Source organism: Photobacterium carnosum (assembly GCF_002849605.1).
Classification (GTDB): domain Bacteria; phylum Pseudomonadota; class Gammaproteobacteria; order Enterobacterales; family Vibrionaceae; genus Photobacterium; species Photobacterium carnosum.
The window spans coordinates 1-1,744 of the sequence record NZ_NPIB01000059.1 but is presented as its reverse complement, the minus strand read 5'-3'; the positions used below and the strand labels follow the sequence as shown (position 1 = coordinate 1,744).

General features: G+C 44.6%; 1 pseudogene. It reads right to left on the bottom strand.

What is annotated here, in order from left to right:
• A pseudogene (locus tag CIK00_RS21410) lies at positions 1-1,744 on the bottom strand (retention module-containing protein); the annotation flags it as partial.

Genomic DNA, 1,744 nt, shown 5'->3' with positions numbered 1-1,744 from the left:
CCTGAATCGGCACATCAATGGTGATCTTATCGTTGATGCTATCGACTAAGCCTTGGTTGCCATTATCTACATGGTTCAACGGCTTTTCTTGGGTGATAGTTAGTTTTACATCGATGTCTTGACCATTAGCCGCTTGTACAGCATTCAATGACACCGTCACAACCTGCTCACCTGCCGCAGTGTTACCAATTAATACGCCAGTTGCAGCATCATAATGGAAGCTGATCGTTTCATTATTGCCAGTGGTTAATTCAGATGACAGTTCATCAATTAACGTCGTTAATTGTTTTGGATCGATGGTCACTTTACTTGGGTCAAGACGGTCAGCACCCGCTTCAATCACAATCGTAGTGTTACCCGATACTGGATAGCCTTGTTCGTTACCTTCTGGGGTTAAGTCACCCTCAGTAATGGTGATCTCACCGTGCTTATTACCGCCCGCATCTGCGCCATCAGTGATATCAATCACCACCTGACCGTTGGTGGTATCGCCATCGTTATCGGTGGCGGTTACGCCTAAATTCAGATTAACAACATCATTCGTTGATTGATCAATAGAGCCTGTCACTTCAACAGTATATGAACCATCAGTGGCGATAGTCACCACCATCACGGGTTTATTATCACTATCAACAACCGTTAGAACATTTCCTGAAACCGTAAATGTGGTTGCCTCACCGTTACTGGTAATACCTTGCAGACTCGGTTGGTCAGCATTGAAATCAATGTGATGGATAGCATCAGAGCCAACATCAAGTGGCACATCACCTGTAATAACCTGACCCTTTTGGGTGGTTTCATCAATACTGGTACCCATATCAGTACCAAATTCGGGGTTTGCACCATCCTTGATAGTGATATCAACATTGGCAGGCTTTTGTAACCAATCACCATCGGTATCTTGCACCTGAATCGGCACATCAATGGTGATCTGATCGTTAACGCTATCGACTAAGCCTTGGTTACCATTATCTACATGGTTCAACGGCTTTTCTTGAGTGATGGTAACTTTTACATCGATATCGTGACCATTAGCCGCTTGTACAGCATTCAATGACACCGTCACAACCTGCTCACCTGCCGCAGTGTTACCAATTAATACGCCTGTTGCAGCATCATAATGGAAGCTGATCGCTTCATTATTGCCAGTGGTTAACTCTGATTCTAATTCGCCAATTAACGTTGTTAATTGTTTTGGATCAATGGTCACTTTACTTGGGTCAAGACGGTCTGCACCCGCCTCAATCACAATCGTAGTGTTACCCGATACTGGATAGCCTTGTTCGTTACCTTGTGGGGTTAAGTCACCTTCAGTGATCGTGATTTCACCGTGCTCATTACCACCCGCATCAGCGCCATCAGTGATATCAATCACCACTTGACCGTTGGTGGTATCGCCATCGTCATCAGTGGCGGTTACGCCTAAATTCAGATTAACAACATCATCGGTTGACTGATCAATAGGGCCTGTGACTTCAACAGTATATGAACCATCAGTGGCGATAGTCACCACCATCACGGGTTTATTATCACTATCAACAACCGTTAGAATATTTCCTGAAACCGTAAATGTAGTTGCCTCACCGTTACTGGTAATACCTTGCAGACTCGGTTGGTCAGCATTGAAATCAATGTGATGGATAGCATCAGAGCCAACATCAAGTGGCACATCACCTGTAATAACCTGACCCTTTTGGGTGGTTTCATCAATACTGGTACCCATATCAGTACCAAATTCGGGGTT